We start from the raw sequence: 14720 nt of genomic DNA on the forward strand, positions 1-14720 counted from the left end.
CGGGCGGCAGCGTGCGGACCGCTAGCGAGCGTCGATCTCCTCGAACAGCCACGCCCGGAAGTCCTCCAGCGCCGCCGACGTTTCTCCCGGCCGGCTGACCAGCACGTAGCGCTCGCTCAACGGCGCCACCTGTGGCCAGGGTGCCGCGAGGCGGCCGTCGCGCAGGTCGTCCTCGACATACAGGCGTGGTACCAGCGCCATGCCCATACCGGCACGAGCAGCATCGATCAGCAGGGAGAAACGGTCATAGCGCGGGCCGCCATCGACGCTCGGCAGGTCGATGCCGCTCTGTCGTGCGTACTCGGACCACTGCTCGCCATCCTCATGCTTGTGCAGCAGTGGCACCTCGCTTGGTGCCCGTGGGGCCAAGTCGGGATGACAGACGGCCAGCAGCGGCGCCTGGAACAGTGGCTGCACGCGCAGGCCGCTCCAAGCCGGGTGCTCGATATTGATTGCTGCGTGCAGGTCGCTGTCGGCCAAGGCGAAAGGCTCGGTTCGCTCGCGCAAGTTGACCCGGATACGCGGATGCCGCTGCTGGAAACGCGCCATCCGAGGAATCAGCCAGCGGCTGGCGAAGGTAGGGATCACGCCGATTTCCAGAGCGGCGTCGTTGCGCGCCTCGGCGATCAACTGACGGGTCTTGCGCTCGATCAGGTCGAGGGCTTCGCGCATGTCGGCGGCATAGCGGGCGCCCGGTTCACTCAGCTCGACCCGGTTGCCCACCCGATGGAACAGACGCACACCGAGCTGGCTTTCCAGCTTGGCGATCTGCCGGCTGATGGCGCCTTCGGTGAGGGACAATTCCTGCGCCGCGCGGGCGAAGCTCTGGTGCCGGGCGGCGGATTCAAGGGCGAGCAGGGCGGTAGTGCCGGGGAGACGTCGTGTCACTTGAAGCGATCCTTGCCGAGGGGGCGACAGGATGACGCAGTGGCAAGCTGCCTTGCAAAAAATTCGGTAACGATCGTGGGAAGGGGGTCACTAGCATGTGGGCTCGAACAACAAGGGAGTGATGAGCCACATGAGGACGATCGATCGGGTGTTGCTGGGGGCCGGGCTGCTGATTCCGTTCTGGCTGTTTTTCGGTGTGTTGCTGACTGCCAGCCAGTTCCCGGGCTACAGCCATGTCGATCTGGCCATGAGTCAGTTGGGAGCGGTGGGGGCGCCGACCCATGATTTTTCGCCCTGGGTGAACAACCTGCCGCTGGGCGTGCTGTTCGTGCTCTGCGCGGTGGGTCTGCTGCGGCGGTTTCGTGGCTCGGGGCTGGCGACGGTGAGTGCGCTGCTGGTGTTGGCGCATGGGCTGGCGAGCATCAGCGCCGGGGTCTTTCCCTGTGACCAGGGCTGCTTGCCGGCGGAGCCGTCGTTGTCGCAGAAGCTGCACAACCTGTCCGGGCTGGTGATGTTCGTTTCGCTGATCCTGGCCAGTGCGCTGTGGATCTTCCTGGGTCGGCGGTTGCTGGATTCGGTTGGCTTCGCGCGGTTTTCGCTGCTGTGCGTGCTGCTGTCGCTGGTCACCGTTGGTTTGATGGCCGGGGCGATGGAGAGTGGCCATGGTTTTGGTCTGTACCAGCGGCTCAACTATGGGGTGGCGGTAGTCTGGCTGGCGGTGTTGGCCTGGATGAGCCTGCGGCGGAGTCATGCCGTGAGATGAAGGCTGGCGGGGCATGCGGGCGTTATGACACCATGTAATAACATTACGTAATGAGTGAGTCGTTCCTTCGCATGTCCTCCCCACCTTCCTCTCGTCTGCATTCCATCGACGCCCTGCGCGGGCTGGTCATCCTGTTCATGTTGCTGGACCACGTCCGCGAGACCTTCTACCTGCACATGCAGGTGAGCGATCCCATGGACGTGGCCCAGACCGATCCGGCGCTGTTCTTCAGCCGTACCCTGGCGCACCTGTGCGCGCCGGTGTTCATCCTGCTCACCGGGCTGTCGGCGTTTCTCTATGGCGAGAAGTACCAGGGCAGGGCGGCGGTATCGGAGTTCCTGTTCAAGCGCGGGCTGTTCCTGGTGGTGCTGGAGTTCACCCTGGTGAATTTCGCCTGGACCTTCCAGGTGCCGCCGAGCGTGATCTACCTGCAGGTGATCTGGGCCATCGGCCTGAGCATGCTGGCGCTGAGTGCGCTGGTCTGGTTGCCGCGGGCGCTGCTGGCCGGCCTGGGCGTGGTACTGGTGGCGGGGCACAACCTGCTGGATGGCCTGCACTTCCCGGTGGAGTCGGCAATGCATGTGCCGTGGGCGGTGCTGCATGACCGAGGCTGGATCGAGGTGTCCGAGGGGTTGCGCTTGCGTACCTCGTATCCGGTGCTGCCGTGGATCGGCGTGATTGCGCTGGGCTATGCGATGGGGCCGTGGTTCGCCCGGGGCAGCGAGGCCGGGCAGCGACGTCAGCGGTTGCTGGTGACAGCGGGCTCGGTGCTGGGGCTGTTCTTCGTCCTGCGCCTGCTCAATGGCTATGGCGAGAAGCCGTGGGTTAGCGGTGAGACGGCGGTGCAGACGCTGATGAGTTTCTTCAACATCACCAAGTATCCGCCGTCGTTGTTGTTCCTGGCGTTGACCCTGGGGATCGGCCTGTTGCTGCTGGTGCGCTTCGAGCGGGGGAATGACGGGCGGATGGTGCGCTGGCTGGCGGTGTTCGGGGCGGCGCCGATGTTCTTTTATCTGCTGCATCTGTATGTGCTGAAGGTGCTGTATCTGGTGGCGGTGGCGCTGTGGGGCGCCAACCATGGGCAGTATTTCGGCTTCGATTCGGTGGGGGCTGTGTGGCTGGGGGCGGTGGTGCTGGCGTTGGGGTTGTACTTGCCGGTGCGCTGGTTTGCACGGTTGAAGGCACGGCGGCGGGATATCGTGTGGTTGAAGTACCTGTGATCCATGGCCTGGAACAGATGACCCAAAGCTGATGCAAAAACCTGTGGGGCTTGCCAGCGATAGGGCCCGACCTGGCAACACATTGCTTAAGCCGGCCTCATCGCTGGCAAGCCAGCTCCCACAGGGGCCAGTGGTGCTTTCGGGCTTTAGGGTGTGCCAGCGGTGTTAATTCGGGGTCAAAGATGTTGCATGTTGCTACGAAATTCCCTCTATTTCCGACTTTCTTGTAGGCAATTTCCCAATCATACTTCCGCGCCGCATTTGTCGTTGCGCTCCTGGAAAACCGTGCCTAGTCTTCGCCGGTCGCCGCACCTTGGCGATCAGGTTTGGTCACCTGTTGGATTTTGGAGACGCGTGTCTTAAACGACGAGCGCGTCGGCTGCTGCTTTCATGGCGGCTGTGCGCGGGGCGCCTTCGGGTGCGCCGGGTTTTTCTCCTAAGTCCCCGGTTGACCAACCTGCGTACAGTCGCCACCCAACGTTTGGTCACGTCGGGGTGGTGGCCCGAGCAATTCTTAGGAGGTTCCCATGATCAAACCCGTACCCGATCCACCCTGCACCGCCCACGCCCACTTCGGCACCTGCAACGGCCACCACCCGCCACTGTTTTCTGTCTGCGAAGGCATCAGCCTGGAAGATGCCCTGGTGCACCTGGCAATGTCCCTCACTGCTGCCTACGAAACCAACTACCAGGTCTGCGAGTCCGCCGACAGGCCATTGCAAGGCCTGGCCTGGGCCACCCAGCATTCACTCGAGATCGCCCAGGCGGTCCTGGAGTCGCTGTTGAAGGGCCTTCGCCAGCAATGAAAAAAGCCGCCGGGATCTCCCGGCGACCTTCTCTCATAGATGCACTTGCCTTCTTTCGCCTATATCTCAGAAACATCCTACGCATCGTCAGGAGTTCGCCTGCTGACGACCCGATGTTGCCCAGCAACTATCTGCCCCTTCTCCCGGGGAGCCATTTCCCCGAGGCCTTTTGATAACACCGAGAGGACGCAGATTCATGGCTTACGGCTACTTGATATGCCTGGGCGACAAAACCACCTGTGGTGGCACGGTTCTGGGCGGCGACGGTGATTTCACCATCAATGGCAGGGCTCAGGCACGCCAGGGCGATCCGGTCACCTGTGGTGTGACTGGCAAGATGTATCAGATCCTGGGCGGTGTCTGGGACATTGTGAACGACGGGATCCCGGTTGCAGGAAGCCTCGACAGCTTCTCCAGTTGTCCATGTCACGCCAACCTGATCCCGTCGGACGACGGATTTGCCTATGAGTCCACCCATGGAGTCATGGCCCCGTCGCAACATCACTCACTGAATACGGCCCCGACAAACCAGTCGCATCTTGAGTCGGCTCGACAGTATTTTTCCGAGAAGCAGCGAGCTGAGGCGACGCGAGCCCAGGCGGGTCACTCACGCGCGGCTACGGCTGGTAACTCGCTGACTCCAGAACTGATCGCCGTTGCCGGTAGCCAACATGACAACGGGTCTGGCAACAAGATGATGTTCATCGGCCAGGCAGTGCGCGAGCTGGCCCAGTTCAAGCGCTTCCATCCAGACCTGAGCAGGACGCTGGTGGTATTCACGCCTGATTACAACAAAGCCATGCTTGATGCGGCGCGTGATTCTGCCGAGGCTTACGCTGCGGAAATGGTGGAGATCTCCACGACCCAGGAACTGATCGACTACATCAACCATGGTCGGAACCGACAGCGTTCGCCTATTCGGCAATTGTCGCTATTCAGTCATGGCGTGCCCCAGCAGATCGCCTTTGGCTACCAGCTTCCCGGTCACCTGCAGATGTCACTGGATGTGCTGGACCATACGGACATCTCGCCTCAGGCATTCTCTGAAAATGCCCGGCTGGACAGTTATGCCTGCCGCACCGGCATGGGCAATCTTTCAGATCATCCAATCGAGGATGGGGTCCAATTCTTTCCGCAGACCAATGAGAGCCTGGCCCAACTGTTGGCCAATCATTTGCGGATCAAGGTGCGGGCCTTTATTCGTCGGTCGGACTATAAGAATACTTGGGGTTCCTTCAGTGAGAGGCGCATGGGCGATATTTGCAACGCCACTGCTAATGCCTTGCCGCAACAAGAGTGGTGTGACAAGTGGGGAAGTCTAGCGGACGAACGCCAAGTTTATGACGAAGATCAGGATTTTAACTATCAGCTACTGGGTGCGATAAACCCTGTTGTATCAGGTGATACTCCATTGGGCGCACCGGAGGGGTTCTTTGAATTTTTACCAAAATAAACTCTGGTGGATGGCGATGGCCATTATCGTTCCATTGCTTATGCTCGGTATCGACTATGGGATAAAAGTGATGACCAGCGTCTACAAGAAAGACTTCGGCAACGGCATGGTCATTTACGCCGATGACTATGTGAACAGCGGTCGTTGGGTATTTGATTGCAGGTATACCCGGCTGATCAGCCGAGAACGCTTGCCCCCACCGTTAGAGGAATTGAGTGCGTTAGAAGTGGTCCCTGTAGGGAAAATGTACTTCATGGACAATCTTGAGGCAGCCTTCACGAAAAAGGCGATCGAGGCAATTACTACAAGGCCTGGTTGGTACAGCGGTCTTCAATATGTTCATTCCAGTCTCGGGGAATTCACCGGGATCCGGAGGCACAAATTTTTCCTGGTAGCGGACTATGCAGGGCATCGATGGGCTGTGGAGGCTTCTCACAATCCAAAATCGAACGGGAAATACCGGTTCAACATAAGTGGACGACGCTACGATCCTGAAACCTACGTGGATTACGACAAGGCATTCAAGGCAGCACTCACAAGCTGTCCTGCTCCGCAGTAAATAATTCCAGTAACCGAGAAAGCCGGCCTGGAGCTGATATAAGCAGCTCCAGAACCGTCGATTCAGCTTTAAAACGCCAGCTTGTACCCAATCAACAACAACATCCCCGCCAGACAAGGCCGCAGCACCGAATCCGAAATCTTCCCGGTCAGGTGGCTACCGATATAGATCCCCGGCAACGACCCCAGCAGCAGATACCCCAGCAGCGACCAGTCCATATTCCCCATGCTCGCATGCCCCAGCCCGGCGACCAGGGTCAGCGGCACGGCGTGGGCGATCTCGGTCCCCACCAACCGACGGGTGACCAGGTACGGATACAGCAGGAACAGCGCCACGGTCCCCAGCGCACCGGCACCGATAGAGGTCAGCGAAACCATCACCCCCAGCACCACACCAGTGATCACGGTCAGCACATTCAGGCTGCGCCCGCTCAGGTGGTAGCGGTCACCCGCATGCTTGCTGGCAAAGGCCTGCAAACGGGATTTGAAGAGGATTGCCAGGGCAGTGAGGATCAGCACCACCGCCAGGCCCTGCTTGATGATCGCATTGAGCGCCGCAGTGTCGGTGTGCAGGGTGCTGAGGAACCACAGGGTCGCCGCCGCCGCAGGCACGCTGCCCAGCGCCAGCCAGCCGGTGATGGCCCAGTCGATGTTCTTCTGCTTGCCGTGGACCCAGACGCCACTGGCCTTGGTGATGGCTGCGTAGAGCAGGTCGGTGCCGACCGCCGTGGCCGGGTTGATACCGAACCAGAGCAGGATCGGGGTCATCAGCGAGCCGCCGCCGACGCCGGTCATGCCGACGATGAATCCAACAATCAGACCTGCAATGGTGAAACCAAACGAACCTACATCCATACGTTACCTGACACGCTCTTGATCGACGGGCCGGCGCAGCATAACGGATGTTTTTATGCCCAAATATATTTGTATCGAATTAGCTTATAACCGATATCGATTCGATCTATGCAAAAGGGGCGGATCGATCATGTGGTCGGCGCAAGGAGCAGCAACCGACAGGGGCGATAAAAGCGATTTTTACGCTTTCTTTATGTCCCGCCCATTACCCCGGTCTCGCCCCTTTACGCCCCCTGAACAGAGAATTTTCCTACGCGGCAACCGGCCGCTGGACGGAGATTTCTGATGAGCATTCTGGACGGGGTGTCACTGCTCTTGGCAGTGGCGTTGTTTGGGTACCTGATGATGGCGCTGCTGCGCGCCGATCGCGGCTAGGAGCGGCCATGCAAAGTTACGATTACGCACTGCTGCTGGCGTTCTTCGCCCTGGTGCTGTTGCCGGCACCTTGGCTGGGACGTTTCTACTACAAGGTGATGGAAGGCCAGCGTACCTGGCTGAGCCCGGTCCTCGGCCCGGTGGAGCGCGGCTGCTACCGCATCGCCGGGGTCGACGCCGACAAGGAACAGAGCTGGAAGCAGTACGCCCTGGCGTTGCTGGTCTTCAACTTCGCCGGTTTCCTGTTCCTGTTCGCCGTGCTGCGCCTGCAGGCATACCTGCCGCTGAACCCGCAGCACCTGCCCGGTCAGGAATGGTCGCTGGCGTTCAACACCGCGGTCAGCTTCATGACCAACACCAACTGGCAGTCCTACAGCGGCGAAGCGTCGCTGAGCTACCTGAGCCAGATGATCGGCCTGACCGTGCAGAACTTCGTCAGCGCCGCCACCGGCCTGGCCGTGCTGGTCGCCCTGTGCCGCGGCATCGCCCGGCGTTCCGCCAGCACCCTGGGCAACTTCTGGGTCGACATGACTCGTGCCACCCTCTATGGCCTGCTGCCGCTCTGCCTGCTGCTGGCGTTGTTCCTGGTGTGGCAGGGCGTACCGCAGACCTTCAGCGATTACGTGCACGCCATCACCCTGCAAGGCGCCGACCAGAGCATCCCCCTCGGACCGGCCGCCAGCCAGATCGCCATCAAGCAGTTGGGCACCAACGGCGGTGGTTTCTTCGGCGTCAACTCGGCGCATCCGTTCGAGAACCCGACGGCGTGGAGCAACCTGTTTGAAGTGGCCTCGATCATCCTGATCCCGGTGGCCCTGGTGTTCACCTTCGGTCATTACGTGAAAGACATGCGCCAGAGCCGCGCGATCATCGCCGGCATGCTCGCCCTGTTCCTCATCGGCGGCGCCACCGCGCTGTGGTCCGAGTACCAGCCGAACCCGGCGCTGAGCAATCCGCAGGTGCAGCAGAGCGCTCCGCTGGAGGGCAAGGAAAGCCGTTTCGGCACCACCGGCAGCGTGCTCTGGACGGTGACCACCACCGCCGCCTCCAACGGCTCGGTCAACGCCATGCACGACAGCCTCAACCCGCTCACCGGCATGGTGGCGCTGGTCAACATGATGGTCGGCGAAGTGATCTTCGGCGGCGTCGGCGCCGGCCTGTACGGCATGCTCCTGAACGTACTGATCGCGGTGTTCCTCGCCGGCCTGATGATCGGCCGCACCCCGGAATACCTGGGCAAGAAACTCCAGGCGCGGGAAGTGCAACTGCTGGTCGCGACCCTGCTGGTGATGCCGGTCGGCGTGCTGATCCTCGGCGCCCTGGCCACCTCCCTGCCAGGCCCGTCGGCCGCCGTGAGCAACCCCGGCCCCCATGGCTTCAGCCAGCTGCTGTACGCCTACACCTCGGCCAGCGCCAACAACGGCTCGGCCTTCGCCGGCCTGGGCGCCAACACCACCTTCCACAACCTGATGATCGGCCTCGGCATGTTGATCGGCCGCTTCGGCTACATCCTCCCGGTCCTGGCACTGGCCGGCAGCCTGGCGCTGAAGAAGACCGCGCCGGTGGGGCAGGCCAGTTTCCCGACCCATGGCCCGCTGTTCGTCACCCTGCTGGTGGTCACCATCCTCTTGGTAGGCGGCCTGACTTTCCTCCCGGCGCTGGCCCTCGGCCCGATCGCCGAACATCTGGCCCTGGGCTTCTAAGGAGCGACACATGAACATGCCGATTCGCGACGTGAAAACGGCAACGAGCAATACTGCCAAGACGTCGTTCTCCGCCTTGTGGCGGCCAGCGCTGGTGCAGGCCTTCGTCAAGCTCGACCCGCGCCAGCTCAAGCGCGCCCCAGTGATGCTGGTGGTAGAACTCACCGCCATCTTCACCACCGTGCTGTGCCTGCTGCCCGACAGCACGGTGCCCACCGGCGTCGCCGTGCAGATCGCCCTGTGGCTGTGGTTCACCGTGCTCTTCGCCAACTTCGCCGAAGCCCTCGCCGAGGGCCGCGGCAAGGCTCGCGCCGATAGCCTCAAGGCCGGCAACCAGGGCCTGACCGCGCGTCGTCGCACGGCGTCCGGCGGCTTCGAAGTGGTGGCGGCCACCGCTCTGCGCAAGGGTGATGTGGTACGGGTCGAAGCCGGCGAGATGATCCCCGGTGACGGTGAGGTGATCGAAGGCATCGCTGCGGTCAACGAAGCGGCCATTACCGGTGAATCCGCGCCGGTGATCCGCGAGTCCGGCGGTGATCGTTCGGCGGTCACCGGCAGCACCCGGCTGGTGTCCGACTGGCTGCTGGTGCGCATCACCACCAACCCCGGCGAATCGACCCTCGACCGCATGATCGCCCTGGTGGAAGGCGCCAAGCGGCAGAAGACCCCGAACGAGATCGCCCTCGACATCCTGCTGATCGGCCTGACCCTGATCTTCCTCGTCGTGGTGGTGACCCTGCAGCCGTTCGCCCACTTCGCTGGCGGCGCGATCCCGACGGTGTTCCTGGTCGCCCTGCTGGTGACCCTGATCCCCACCACCATCGGCGGCTTGCTCTCGGCCATCGGCATCGCCGGCATGGATCGCCTGGTGCGTCTCAACGTCATCGCTCGCTCCGGTCGTGCCGTGGAGGCCGCCGGCGACGTGCACGTGCTGATGCTCGACAAGACCGGCACCATCACCTTCGGCAACCGTCGTTGCAGTGCGGTCCACGCCGCCCCGGGCATTGCTCCGCGGGAGCTGGCCGAAGGTGCCTTGCTCGCCTCGCTGGCCGACGACACTGCCGAGGGCAAGTCCATCGTCGAGTACCTGCGCCAGTTGCATGACTTTGTCGAACCCGACGCCAGCCAGCTGGTGCCGGTGGCCTTCAGCGCCGAGACGCGCCTGTCCGGCGTCGACTTCGGCCCGCGTCGCTACCGCAAGGGCGCAGTGGATTCGCTGCTGGCCTTCGTCGGTATGCAGCGCCCGGACATGCCAGCACCGCTGGCCCGCGAAGTGGACAGGATCGCCCAGAGCGGCGGCACCCCGTTGCTGGTCTGCGTCGACAAGCGCCTGCTCGGCGTCATTCACCTCAAGGACGTGGTCAAGCCGGGCATCCGCGAGCGCTTCGCCGAACTGCGCAAGCTGGGTATCCGCACCGTCATGGTCACCGGCGACAACCCGCTGACCGCCGCCGCCATCGCCGCCGAGGCCGGTGTGGATGACGTGCTCGCCGAAGCAACCCCGGAGAAGAAACTGGCGCGCATCCGCCAGGAGCAGGACGACGGCCGCCTGGTCGCCATGTGCGGCGACGGCGCCAACGACGCTCCGGCGCTGGCCCAGGCTGATGTCGGCATGGCCATGAACGACGGCACCCAGGCAGCCCGCGAGGCGGCCAACATGGTCGATCTGGACAGCGACCCGACCAAGTTGCTGGACGTGGTCCAGGTCGGCAAGGAACTGCTGGTGACCCGTGGCGCCCTGACGACCTTCTCCATCGCCAACGACGTGGCCAAGTATTTCGCCATCCTCCCGGCGCTGTTCGCCGCGATCTACCCGCAACTGGGCGTGCTCAACCTGATGGGGCTGGCCAGCCCGCAGAGCGCCATCGTTTCGGCGATCGTGTTCAACGCCCTGATCATCGTCGTGCTGATTCCTCTGGCCCTGCGCGGGGTACGGGTCAAGGCGGCCAGTGCAGCCCATCTGCTGCGGCGCAACCTGCTGATCTATGGCCTTGGCGGCCTGCTGGTGCCGTTCGCCGGGATCAAGCTGATCGACCTGCTGCTCAACGCCCTGCAACTGGTTTGAATTGGAGGATATGAACATGACGACCCATCTTCGTCCGGCCCTGAGCCTGCTGTTGCTGATGACCCTGTTGACCGGCGTGGTCTATCCGCTGGCGGTCACCGGCATCGCCCAGGTGGCCTTCCCCGACCAGGCCAATGGCAGCCTGCTGCGCGACGACGCCGGCCAGGTGCGCGGCTCGCGCCTGATCGCCCAGCCGTTCAGTGGCGATGCCTGGTTCCAGTCGCGGCCGTCGGCCGGCGACTACGCCACGGTCTCCAGCGGTGCAAGCAACTTCGCCCCGAGCAACCCGGCCCTGGCCAAGCGTGTCGGCGACAGCGCCAGCGCGCTCTACAACCAGGCCGAGGGGCCGGTGCCGCTGGCACTGCTGACCACCTCTGGCAGCGGCCTCGATCCGCACCTGCCGCCGGCCGCGGTGATCTACCAGTTGCCGCGGGTGGCAACGGCACGACAAATCCCGCAGCAGACGTTGCAAGGACTGGTCGAGCAGTCCACCCTGCAACCGCTGGTGGGCCCGCCGGTGGTGAATATCCTGGCGTTGAACGCGGCCCTCGACCGTCTCGCCCCTCTGCCGAAATAAGGACATGACCTGACCATGAGTGATTCCCAGCGCGCCGATGCGTTGTTGGCCGAGCTGCCGCGCCAGGGGCGCGGCCGGCTCAAGGTGTTCCTCGGCGCGGCGCCGGGGGTGGGCAAGACCTACGCGATGCTGCAGGCCGCCCACACCCGTCTGCGTCACGGCGTGCGGGTGCTCGCGGGGGTGGTGGAGACCCACGGCCGCAGCGAGACCGAGGCCTTGCTCGGTGGCATCCCGCAGCAACCGCTGGTGCGCTCGGAATACCGTGGGGTGATGCTCGAAGAGATGGACCTGGACGGCCTGCTCAAGGCCGCCCCGGATCTGGCGCTGGTGGACGAACTGGCCCACAGCAATGCGCCGGGCAGCCGTCACAGCAAGCGTTGGCAGGATGTCCAGGAACTGCTGGCGGCGGGTATCGATGTCTACACCACGGTCAACGTCCAGCATCTGGAAAGCCTCAACGACCATGTGCGCGGGATCACCGGTGTGCAGGTACGCGAGACCCTGCCGGACTGGGTCCTGCAGGAAGCCTTCGAACTGGTATTGATCGACCTGCCGCCACGGGAACTGCTGGAGCGCTTGCGCGACGGCAAGGTCTACGTGCCAGAACAGGCACGGGCAGCGATCGATGCCTTCTTCACCCAGACCAATCTCACGGCCTTGCGCGAGCTGGCGATGCAGACTGCTGCGGCGCAGGTGGATGCCGATCTTGCCCATGGCTACCGCCGCCTCGGCCAGGACGCCCCGGCCCTGCGCGGGCGCCTGCTGGTGGGCGTGGACGGCGATGCCCAGGCCGAGCGCCTGGTACGTCACGCGAGCCGCGTTGCGCAGCGCCGTCACCTGCCGTGGAGCCTGGTGCATGTGGATAACGGCAAGTTGCGTGACGAAACCGCGCGGCAACGCCTGCAGGCGGCCCAGCAACTGGCCGAGCGCCTGGGCGGCGAGGTGGTGGTGCTGCGTGCCGGGGAAGTGGCGCGCACGCTGATCCAGCACGCCGCCGAGCGCCGCGCCAGCCTGGTGCTGGTGGGGCAGTCGCGGGATCGCCTGCGCCGGCGGCTGTTCGGCGCCGGGGTGGCGACGCGGCTGCTGCGCGAGGCCCATGGCCTGGAGATCAACGTCCTCGACCGCGACGAGCAACCGGAGCCGGCGCGGGCCGTGGCGTCCGGCGAATGGGTGTGGCGTCACTACGCCCTGGCGCTGGCGGCGACCCTGCTGGCCACCGGACTCGCCTGGGCGGTGGGGCGGGTCATGGACCTGCCGAACATTTCCCTGGTGTTCCTTGCCGCCGTGCTGCTGGTGGCGGTGCGCAGCAGCATCGGCCCGGCGCTGGCCTGCGCGGTGCTGTCGTTCCTCGCCTATGACTTCCTGTTTATCCCGCCGAGTTTTTCCTTCGCCATCCAGCGCGAGGAAGATGTGCTCACCTCGCTGTTCTTCCTGCTGATGGCGGTGCTCACCGGCAACCTCGCCGCGCGTCAGCGCCGGCAACTCAAGGCCTTGCGCGAGACCCAGGAACAGACTGGACAACTGCTCGAACTGAGCCGCCGCCTGACTGCCGCCACCGACCGCCAGGCGGTGCTCAGTGCCGCCGGCCAGCACCTGGAGAACTGGCCCGAGGTGCAGGCCTGCCTGCTCGACCGCGACGCTGAAGGGCGCCTGCAGGTGGCCTTCGGTGGCGACCTGCAATTCACCGACAACGAGCGTGCGGCGGCGCAATGGGCATGGCAGCACGACCAGGAAGCGGGGCAGGGCAGTGATACCTTGCCCAATGGCCGCTGGTGGTGGTGGCCGCTGTCGGTTGAAGAGGGACCGCTGGCGCTGCTGGGTGTGCGTGCCCGTGACGACGAAAGCCTGCCGGCGCAACGCCGACGCCTGCTCAAGTCGCTGAGCCAGCCGCTGGCCCAGGCCCTGGCCCGGGCGCGCCTGGCCGATCAGTTGGAAGCCGCACGCCTGCATGGCGAGACCGAGCAACTGCGCAGCGCCTTGCTCGCCTCGGTGTCCCACGACCTGCGCACGCCCCTGACCGCCATGCGCGGCAGCATCGACAGCCTGCTGGCCCTTGGCGATGCGATCCCCGCCGAAGACCGCCGCGAACTGCTGGAAGGCACCCGCGACGAAGCCGAGCGCCTCGACCGCTATATCCAGAACCTGCTGGACATGACCCGCCTCGGTCATGGCGGCCTCAAACTGGCGCGGGACTGGGTGGCGCCGGCGGATATCGTCGGCAGTGCGCTGAACCGCCTGCGCGTGGTGCTGGCGCCGTTGCAATTGCACACTGATGTGCCCGCCGAGCTGCCCTTGCTGTACGTGCATGCGGCGCTGATCGAGCAAGCGCTGATCAACGTGCTGGAAAATGCCGCGCGCTTCTCACCGGTCAACGGGCACCTGGAATTGCGCGTCGCTGTCGAGGGCGAGCTGCTGTGCTTTGCCGTCGCCGACGAAGGCCCGGGCATTGCCCCGGCGGATCGCGAACGCATCTTCGACATGTTCTACACCGCCGCCCGTGGTGATCGCGGCGGGCAGGGCACGGGTCTGGGCCTGGCCATCTGCCGCGGCATGATCGGCGCTCATGGCGGGCATATCCGCGTGGATGACGGCCTCGGTGGCCGCGGCACCTGCATCACACTATGCTTGCCGCTTCCGGCCCAACCCGAACTGGACAGCGAGACCCCATGAGCCAGACCGCGACCGTGCTGGTCGTCGACGACGAACCGCAGATCCGCAAATTCCTCCGCATCAGCCTGGTGTCCCAGGGTTACAAGGTGCTGGAGGCGGGGACCGGTACCGAAGGCCTGAGTCAGGCCGCGTTGTCCCGTCCCGACCTGGTGGTGCTCGACCTGGGCCTGCCGGACATGGATGGCCAGGACGTGCTGCGCGAGCTGCGGGAGTGGAGCGCGGTGCCGGTGATGGTGCTGTCGGTGCGGGCCAGTGAGGCGCAGAAGGTCCAGGCGCTGGATGGTGGAGCCAATGACTATGTGACCAAGCCGTTCGGTATCCAGGAGTTTCTCGCCCGGGTGCGCGCGCTGTTGCGCCAGGTGCCGCAGGCGACGGCGCCCGAGGCGGCGTTGAGCTTCGGTCCGCTGACCGTCGACCTGGCTTATCGGCGCGTACTGCTAAATGGCGAGGAAGTGGCGCTGACCCGCAAGGAATACGCGCTGCTGGCGCAACTGGCGCGGCACCCGGGGCGGGTGATTACCCAGCAGCAGTTGCTCAAGGACATCTGGGGGCCGACCCATGTGGATGACAGTCACTACCTGCGCATTGTTGTGGCGCATGTGCGGCAGAAGCTGGGGGACGATCCGACGGCACCGCGCTTCATCGTCACGGAGCCGGGGGTGGGGTATCGGTTGATCGGGCAGGATCCAGGCTAGTCTTCAGGGCCTCATGGCGGGGAACGCCCGCTCCCACAGGTTTTGCGTCGAGCCGGGATGCTGCGGCTGGTACCAGACCTTGTGGGAGCGGG

General features: G+C 64.1%; 13 protein-coding genes. 11 read left to right on the top strand and 2 right to left on the bottom strand.

The genetic code is table 11. The annotated features are described in order from the left end of the window. Nucleotides 1-21: 21 nt before the first annotated feature. Nucleotides 22-888 carry a LysR substrate-binding domain-containing protein gene (locus AC5QPF_RS10390; protein WP_494963130.1) on the bottom strand — a complete coding sequence of 289 codons (867 nt, stop codon included), beginning with the start codon at nt 886-888 and terminating at the stop codon, nt 22-24. 130 nt (nt 889-1018) lie between these two features. Here AC5QPF_RS10390 and AC5QPF_RS10395 point away from each other — a divergent pair, with 130 nt between their 5' ends. The 5 genes from AC5QPF_RS10395 (at nt 1019) to AC5QPF_RS10415 (ending at nt 5689) form a co-directional block, all read left to right on the top strand. Further along, on the top strand, nt 1019-1651 hold the full coding sequence (locus AC5QPF_RS10395; protein ID WP_494963131.1) for a DUF998 domain-containing protein: 633 nt from the start codon (nt 1019-1021) through the stop codon (nt 1649-1651). A gap of 71 nt (nt 1652-1722) precedes the next feature. Further along, entirely contained in the window at nt 1723-2871 is a 1149-nt protein-coding gene (locus tag AC5QPF_RS10400; RefSeq protein ID WP_494963132.1) for a heparan-alpha-glucosaminide N-acetyltransferase domain-containing protein, read from the top strand. A 527-nt stretch (nt 2872-3398) separates the two neighbouring features. Continuing rightward, complete coding sequence (locus AC5QPF_RS10405) at nt 3399-3677, top strand: hypothetical protein (RefSeq protein WP_494963133.1); 279 nt, start codon at nt 3399-3401, stop codon at nt 3675-3677. Nucleotides 3678-3873: 196 nt separating this feature from the next. After that, the gene (locus tag AC5QPF_RS10410; RefSeq protein WP_494963134.1) at nt 3874-5130 is read left to right on the top strand and encodes a PAAR domain-containing protein; all 1257 of its coding nucleotides are present in this window, start codon (nt 3874-3876) and stop codon (nt 5128-5130) included. Next, the gene (locus AC5QPF_RS10415) at nt 5111-5689 is read left to right on the top strand and encodes a hypothetical protein (RefSeq protein ID WP_494963135.1); all 579 of its coding nucleotides are present in this window, start codon (nt 5111-5113) and stop codon (nt 5687-5689) included. The genes AC5QPF_RS10410 and AC5QPF_RS10415 overlap by 20 nt, the downstream gene beginning before the upstream one ends. A gap of 68 nt (nt 5690-5757) precedes the next feature. Here the strand turns inward: AC5QPF_RS10415 and AC5QPF_RS10420 are convergent, their stop codons facing one another. Next, nucleotides 5758-6543: a TSUP family transporter gene (locus AC5QPF_RS10420; RefSeq protein ID WP_494963136.1), complete on the bottom strand. Its 786-nt coding sequence runs from the start codon at nt 6541-6543 to the stop codon at nt 5758-5760. 285 nt (nt 6544-6828) lie between these two features. Here AC5QPF_RS10420 and kdpF point away from each other — a divergent pair, with 285 nt between their 5' ends. From kdpF to AC5QPF_RS10450, 6 genes are read left to right on the top strand one after another with little or no spacing between them, the layout of a single operon-like run. Continuing rightward, entirely contained in the window at nt 6829-6918 is a 90-nt protein-coding gene (kdpF, locus tag AC5QPF_RS10425; RefSeq protein ID WP_494963137.1) for a K(+)-transporting ATPase subunit F, read from the top strand. 8 nt (nt 6919-6926) lie between these two features. Then, nucleotides 6927-8621, top strand: a complete 1695-nt coding sequence (gene kdpA / locus AC5QPF_RS10430; protein ID WP_494963138.1) for a potassium-transporting ATPase subunit KdpA — start codon at nt 6927-6929, stop codon at nt 8619-8621. A gap of 10 nt (nt 8622-8631) precedes the next feature. Beyond that, entirely contained in the window at nt 8632-10686 is a 2055-nt protein-coding gene (gene kdpB, locus AC5QPF_RS10435; RefSeq protein ID WP_494963139.1) for a potassium-transporting ATPase subunit KdpB, read from the top strand. Nucleotides 10687-10702: 16 nt separating this feature from the next. After that, nucleotides 10703-11263, top strand: coding sequence for a potassium-transporting ATPase subunit KdpC (gene kdpC, locus AC5QPF_RS10440; RefSeq protein WP_494963140.1), 561 nt, complete (start codon nt 10703-10705; stop codon nt 11261-11263). Between the two features lie 15 nt (nt 11264-11278). After that, nucleotides 11279-13933 (top strand): DUF4118 domain-containing protein, encoded by a 2655-nt coding sequence (locus tag AC5QPF_RS10445; RefSeq protein WP_494963141.1) that lies wholly within the window; start codon nt 11279-11281, stop codon nt 13931-13933. Continuing rightward, nucleotides 13930-14628 carry a response regulator gene (locus AC5QPF_RS10450; protein WP_494963142.1) on the top strand — a complete coding sequence of 233 codons (699 nt, stop codon included), beginning with the start codon at nt 13930-13932 and terminating at the stop codon, nt 14626-14628. Before AC5QPF_RS10445 ends, AC5QPF_RS10450 begins: the two co-directional genes overlap by 4 nt. Nucleotides 14629-14720: the final 92 nt, after the last annotated feature.

This window comes from Pseudomonas sp. Con_6, from assembly GCF_059379395.1.

Excerpts from the sequence above, each read along its gene's own strand:
- AC5QPF_RS10420 (WP_494963136.1), bottom strand. The coding sequence starts at position 6,543 with ATGGATGTAGGTTCGTTTGGTTTCACCATTGCAGGTCTGATTGTTGGA.
- AC5QPF_RS10450 (WP_494963142.1), top strand. The coding sequence starts at position 13,930 with ATGAGCCAGACCGCGACCGTGCTGGTCGTCGACGACGAACCGCAGATC.
- kdpC (WP_494963140.1), top strand. The coding sequence starts at position 10,703 with ATGACGACCCATCTTCGTCCGGCCCTGAGCCTGCTGTTGCTGATGACC.
- AC5QPF_RS10445 (WP_494963141.1), top strand. The coding sequence starts at position 11,279 with ATGAGTGATTCCCAGCGCGCCGATGCGTTGTTGGCCGAGCTGCCGCGC.
- kdpB (WP_494963139.1), top strand. The coding sequence starts at position 8,632 with ATGAACATGCCGATTCGCGACGTGAAAACGGCAACGAGCAATACTGCC.
- AC5QPF_RS10410 (WP_494963134.1), top strand. The coding sequence starts at position 3,874 with ATGGCTTACGGCTACTTGATATGCCTGGGCGACAAAACCACCTGTGGT.
- AC5QPF_RS10405 (WP_494963133.1), top strand. The coding sequence starts at position 3,399 with ATGATCAAACCCGTACCCGATCCACCCTGCACCGCCCACGCCCACTTC.
- AC5QPF_RS10400 (WP_494963132.1), top strand. The coding sequence starts at position 1,723 with ATGTCCTCCCCACCTTCCTCTCGTCTGCATTCCATCGACGCCCTGCGC.
- AC5QPF_RS10395 (WP_494963131.1), top strand. The coding sequence starts at position 1,019 with ATGAGGACGATCGATCGGGTGTTGCTGGGGGCCGGGCTGCTGATTCCG.
- kdpA (WP_494963138.1), top strand. The coding sequence starts at position 6,927 with ATGCAAAGTTACGATTACGCACTGCTGCTGGCGTTCTTCGCCCTGGTG.
- kdpF (WP_494963137.1), top strand. The coding sequence starts at position 6,829 with ATGAGCATTCTGGACGGGGTGTCACTGCTCTTGGCAGTGGCGTTGTTT.